We start from the raw sequence: 5,411 nt of genomic DNA, 5'->3' as shown, positions 1-5,411 counted from the left end.
CAGGGTGGGCCACTCGCTGTGCCAGGCGCCGGCGGCGCGCTCGTGCTCCTGCTCCATCGCCCCGAGCAGCGTCGCGACCAGGCCGGGTGCCCGGCGGGCGCAGGCGCGCGCCGAGATCGCCGCGACCGGGTTGCGCTTGTGGGGCATCGCCGACGACCCGCCGCGGGAGCCGCCGCCCTCGCTCACCTCGGCGACCTCGGTCTGCGCCATGAGGACCACGTCGAGTGCGACGGTCCCCACGACGCCGGCGGCGGCACCCAGGGCGCCGGCCAGGTCGGCGATCGGCAGCCGCACCGTGTGCCACGGCACCGCGGTGTCGGCGAGCCCGAGCTCGGCGGCCAGGGCGTCGCGCAGCGCGACGCCGGAGCCGGACGAGGCGGCGAGCGTGCCCGCCGCGCCGCCGTACTGGACCGGCAGCGTCGCCACCACCTCGGCCAGCCGGAGCCGGGCGCCGTCCAGGCCGGCGAGCCAGCCGGCCGCCTTGAGGCCGAACGTGGTCGGCAGCGCCTGCTGCATCAGCGTGCGGGCCATGACCAGGTCGTCCCGGTGGGCCGCAGCGAGACGGGCGGCGGCCTCGGACGCGGCAACGAGATCGGCGTCGATCGCGGCGACGGCGTCGCGGGCGAGGAGCACGAGCGCGGTGTCCAGGACGTCCTGGCTGGTGGCGCCCACGTGCACGGCGGCGGCGTCGCGCTCCCCGACGGCGCCCTGGAGCGCGCGCACGAGGGGCGGGACGGGGTTGCCGGCGTCCGCGGCCTGGGCCACCACGGTCGCGAGGTCCAGCTTCCCCGGGTCCTGGCACGCCCTGGTCACCGCGTCCGCGGCCGTCGTCGGGACGAGCCCCAGCCGGGCGGCCGACCGGGCGAGGGCGGCCTCGACCTGCAGCAGCGCCCGGAACCAGGCCTCGTCGGAGACGGCGGTGGCCGCTCCCCCGCGGGCGAAGGTTCCGTCGAAGAGACCACTCACGCGCTCTTCCTACCGGAGCCCGTCATAGGGCGAAGAACACCGTCTCCCGCTCGCCCTGCAGGTGGATGTCGAGGCGGTAGCCGTCATCGGTCTTCGCGGCGATCAGCGTGCTGCGCTGGTCGTCGGTCAGGCCGCGCAGGACGACGTCCTCGGCGTTGGCGTCGGCCTCGTCGGCGAAGTAGATCCGGGTGACGACGCGGTCGAGGATGCCGCGCGCGAAGACGGAGACGTCGATGTGCGGCGCCTGCGAGCCACCCTCGCCGTCGGGCACCCGGCCCGGCTTGAGGGTGAAGATGCCGAACTCCCCGGTGTTGGTCTGCGCCCGGGCGTAGCCCCGGAAGCCCGGATAGGACGCCGCGCCGCGGGGGTCCTCCGGCGACGGGAAGCCGCCGTCCGGATCGGCCTGCCAGGTCTCGATCATGGCGTCCGGGACGACGTTCCCGGCGCCGTCGAACACCTGGCCGCGGATCCAGACACCGCCCGGCGTCCCCTCTTCGGCGGCGAAGATGCCGTCGGCCCACGTGAGGCCGATGGCCAGGTACGGGCCGACCGTCGCGCTCGGCGTCGGGCCGAGCCGGAACGGTCCGGTGAGGAATCCGCTGCCGCGCTGCCCCGAGCGTGGCTGGTGCGGCTCGGTCGCGGCCCGGACGTCGAGCGGGTCCGCGGTCGGCCCGCTCATGCCACGTCTCCGTCGTCCTCGGTCTCGAACGGGGTCTGGTCGGTGCCGCGCAGCACGATGTCCCACTCGAAGGCCAGGGCCCAGTTGTCCTGCGTGCGCTCCAGGGAGTACCGGCTGATCGTGCGGGGCCGCGCAGCGGCCGGGATGGCGTTGAAGATCGGGTCCTGACCGAACAGGGGGTCGTCCGGGAAGTACATCTGGGTGACCAGCCGCTGGGTGAAGGCCCGCCCGAACAGGCTGAAGTGGATGTGGGCGGGGCGCCACGCGTTGTGGTGGTTGCCCCAGGGGTAGGCGCCGGGCTTGATCGTCATGAACTCGTAGCGGCCCAGGCTGTCGGTGACCACCCGGCCCAGCCCGTCGAAGTGCGGGTCGAGGGGTGCCGGGAACGTGTCGACGACGTGCCGGTAGCGGCCACCCGCGTTGGCCTGCCACACCTCGACCAGCGCGTGGGGCACCGGGCGGCCGCCACTGTCCAGCACCCGCCCGAACACGAGGATCCGCTGGCCGACCGCCTCGCCACCGTTGCGCAGGGTGAGGTCGGCGTCCTCCGGCCTGACCCGGTCCTCGCCGAGCACGGGCCCGGTGATCTCGGTGAGCCGCTGCGGCAGGTCGACCGGCGTCCGCAGCGGGGCGCGGAGGGCCGTGCTGCGGTAATCGGGGAAGCCGACGGGGGTGCGGAACTCTTCGTCCTCACGCAGGTAGCGCGGCAGGTGGAGCCGACTACCGGATGTGGTCCCGGTCATGCCGGGACGGTACGGCTCCCCAGCTAGGCTGCTCAAACCCGGACTTCCACTGGGCGGGAGGGAGTGCCCATGGCCGGCCGCAGTGCCGCACCCGGCCGCTCGGTCACCTCCCGGGCACTGGCCATCCTGGCGGCCTTCGACGCCTCCGCGCCCAGGCTGTCCCTGTCGGAGATCGCCGAGCGTTCCGGCACCCCGTTGACCACGGCGCACCGGCTGCTCGGCGAGCTCACCGACTGGGGTGCCCTGAACCGCCGGTCGGACGGCCGCTACGAGATCGGCCGGAAGCTCTGGGACCTCGGGCTGCTCGCGCCGGTCCAGCTGGAGCTGCGCCAGGTCGCCGCACCCTTCCTGCAGGACGTGCACACCGCGATCCGGGACACGGTGCACCTGGCGGTCCGCGAGGGCCTGAGCGCCCTCTACGTCGAACGGATCTCCGGCCGCGAGTCGGTCCCGGTGGTCAGCCACGTGGGGAGCCGGCTGCCGCTGCACGCCACCGGGGTGGGCAAGGTGCTGCTGGCGGCCGCACCCCAGGACGTCGTCGAGCAGGCACTGCGGTCGCTCACGCGGATCACGCGGGACACGGTCGTCGACCCGGGGCGGATGCGGCGGGAGCTCGCCGAGGTCCGCCGCCGCCGCTACGCCCGCACGTCGGAGGAGATGTCGCCCGGTGCGGCCTCCCTGGCCGTCCCCGTGCAGGTCGACCGCCGCGCCGGCCCGGTCGTGGTGGCCGCCCTGGGCATCGTCGTGCCGCCGCACCGCCGCGATCTCAACCGGCTGGTGCCCGTGCTGGAGGTGGCGGCGCGCGGGATCGGCCGGGAGCTGGCCCGCACGCGCGATTTCCGCTGACCGGAAGATGCTGGTTCCCAGCAGGAGGTCGTCGCGGTCACACTCGGCGGCGTGCGCACCCAGGTAGGGATCATCGGGGCCGGCCCCGCGGGACTGCTGCTGTCGCGGCTCCTCACGCTGCAGGGCATCGACAACGTCGTCCTGGAGAACAGGTCCCGGGAGTACGTGGAGGCGCGCATCCGCGCCGGCATCCTGGAGCAGCACACGGTCGACACGCTGACCGAGGTCGGCCTCGGCGACCGGCTGCACCGGGAGGGCCTCGAGCACCACGGCATCTACCTGCAGCACCCGGGGACGCGGCACAAGCTCGACTTCCCGGAGCTGTGCGGCCGGACGGTCTGGGTCTACGGCCAGACCGAGGTCACCAAGGACCTGATCAAGGCGCAGCTGGACGGCGGCCCGCCCCTGCTGTTCGAGGTCTCCGACGTCATCCCCGAGGACGTGGACTCGGACAGCCCGCGGATCCGCTTCACCGACGCCGACGGCAACCCGCAGGTGCTCGAGTGCGACGCGGTCGCCGGCACCGACGGGTTCCACGGGCCGTCACGGGCGGTCGTCCAGCAGGGCCCGACCGGCCGCACCTGGGAGCGCACCTACCCCTACGCCTGGCTGGGCATCCTGGCCGACGCGGCTCCTGCGACCGACGAGCTGATCTACGCCTGGCACCCCGAGGGGTTCGCGCTCTACTCGATGCGCTCGCCGAAGGTCTCGCGGCTGTACCTGCAGGTCGATCCGTCGGAGAAGATCGAGGACTGGTCCGACGACCGGATCTGGGACAACCTCGCCACGCGCTTCGCCCTCGACGGCTGGGAGCTCACCACCGGCACGGTCACCGAGAAGTCGATCCTGCCGATGCGCTCGTTCGTGAGCGCGCCGATGCGCCGCGGCCGGCTGTTCCTCGCCGGCGACGCCGGCCACATCGTGCCGCCGACCGGTGCGAAGGGCCTGAACCTCGCGGTCGCCGACGTGACGCTGCTGGCGCAGGCGCTGGTCCGGCTGCTGCAGGAGAAGCAGAACGACCTTGTCGACAGCTACTCCGACCGGGCGCTGGCCCGCGTCTGGCGGTGCACGCACTTCTCCTGGTTCATGACCTCGATGCTGCACCGCTCCGGCGACGACTTCGACGCGGAGATGCAGCTCTCGCAGCTCCGCCGCGTGTGCTCGTCGGAGGCCGCCGCCCGGGAGCTCGCCGAGAACTACACGGGCCTGCCCATCGAATGAGGATCCTCGCTCAGACGAGCGACTCCACGGTCGCGCGGGCGCCGCGGGTGCGCACCGAGGTCAGCGTCTCGCGGTAGGCCGCGACGAACCGTTCGTCGTCCACCAGGTCGCCGAAGAGCTCCCGGTCGGCGACGAACGCCAGAGCGTCGGTCGAGCTCGCCCGGCTCGTCAGCGCGTCCGCCCGGGCGTCGGTCAGTGTCAACGGCTGTCCCGCGTCGTCGGCACCCTCGGCCGTCCGGGCCCAGGCGGCGAGGACCGCGACGGAGCGGCGGATCTCGCCGCCCGAGGCGAGGTTCGCCCGCAGCACCGGCAGCAGGAACTGCGGGATCCGGTCGGAGGCCTCGGCCCGGATCCGGTCCAGGGTGTCGCGGATGGCGGGGCTGGCGAAGCGGTCGAGCAGCTCCGCCTTGTACGCGGCGAGGTCGATGCCCGGCACCGGCGGCAGCGTCGGCGTCCCCTCCTCGTCCAGGTAGCCGGCCAGGAACCGGCGGAACAGCGGGTCGGCGCACACCTGGTGCACGTGCTCGAAGCCGGCCAGCTGGCCGAGGTGGGCCAGCACCTGGTGGCCGGCGTTGAGCAGCCGCAGCTTCATCAGCTCGTACGGGACGACGTCGTCCACCAGCTGCACGCCGGCGTCCTCGAGCGGCGGCCGCCCGTCGGCGAAGGAGTCCTCCAGCACCCACTGCGTCCACGGCTCGCAGACCACCGGCCAGCGGTCCTCGACGCCGAACCGGTCGGCCAGCTGCGCCCGGTCCTCGTCGCCGGTCACCGGGGTGATGCGGTCGACCATCGAGTTCGGGAAGGGCACGTTCGCCCGCACCCACTCCCCCAGCTCGGGGTCCCGCAGGGCGGCGAAGGCGGCGTAGCTGCTGCGCGCCAGGTCGCCGTTGTGCGGGATGTTGTCGCAGGACACGACGGTGAACGGCGGGATCCCGCGGCTCCGGCGGCGGACCAGC

The 5,411-nt window shown here is 73.8% G+C and carries 6 protein-coding genes; 2 read left to right on the top strand and 4 right to left on the bottom strand.

Annotated features, from left to right (window positions below; genetic code table 11):
• The 3 genes from pcaB to pcaH form a co-directional block, all read right to left on the bottom strand.
• Positions 1-966, bottom strand: a 966-nt coding sequence (gene pcaB / locus E4P40_RS26010) for a 3-carboxy-cis,cis-muconate cycloisomerase (protein WP_135161215.1), incomplete at its 3' end; no start/stop codon positions are given.
• A gap of 22 nt (positions 967-988) precedes the next feature.
• Entirely contained in the window at positions 989-1,645 is a 657-nt protein-coding gene (gene pcaG / locus E4P40_RS26005; RefSeq protein ID WP_135161214.1) for a protocatechuate 3,4-dioxygenase subunit alpha, read from the bottom strand.
• A complete protein-coding gene (gene pcaH, locus E4P40_RS26000) occupies positions 1,642-2,388 on the bottom strand; it encodes a protocatechuate 3,4-dioxygenase subunit beta (protein ID WP_135161213.1) in 747 nt (248 codons plus the stop codon). The genes pcaG and pcaH overlap by 4 nt, the downstream gene beginning before the upstream one ends.
• A gap of 69 nt (positions 2,389-2,457) precedes the next feature.
• Between pcaH and E4P40_RS25995 the strand changes: the two genes are divergently transcribed.
• Together E4P40_RS25995 and E4P40_RS25990 are read left to right on the top strand one after the other, a co-directional pair.
• Positions 2,458-3,234 carry an IclR family transcriptional regulator gene (locus E4P40_RS25995; RefSeq protein ID WP_135161212.1) on the top strand — a complete coding sequence of 259 codons (777 nt, stop codon included), beginning with the start codon at positions 2,458-2,460 and terminating at the stop codon, positions 3,232-3,234.
• Between the two features lie 51 nt (positions 3,235-3,285).
• On the top strand, positions 3,286-4,455 hold the full coding sequence (locus E4P40_RS25990) for a 4-hydroxybenzoate 3-monooxygenase (protein ID WP_135161211.1): 1,170 nt from the start codon (positions 3,286-3,288) through the stop codon (positions 4,453-4,455).
• Between the two features lie 10 nt (positions 4,456-4,465).
• On the opposite strand, the gene E4P40_RS25985 is transcribed toward E4P40_RS25990, so the two are convergent.
• A partial coding sequence (locus E4P40_RS25985) for a mannitol dehydrogenase family protein (protein WP_135161210.1) occupies positions 4,466-5,411 on the bottom strand: 946 nt, incomplete at its 5' end.

The organism is Blastococcus sp. CT_GayMR20, assembly GCF_004570345.1.
Note: the sequence above shows the minus strand (reverse complement) of the source record. Positions and strands in the feature narration are given on the sequence as shown.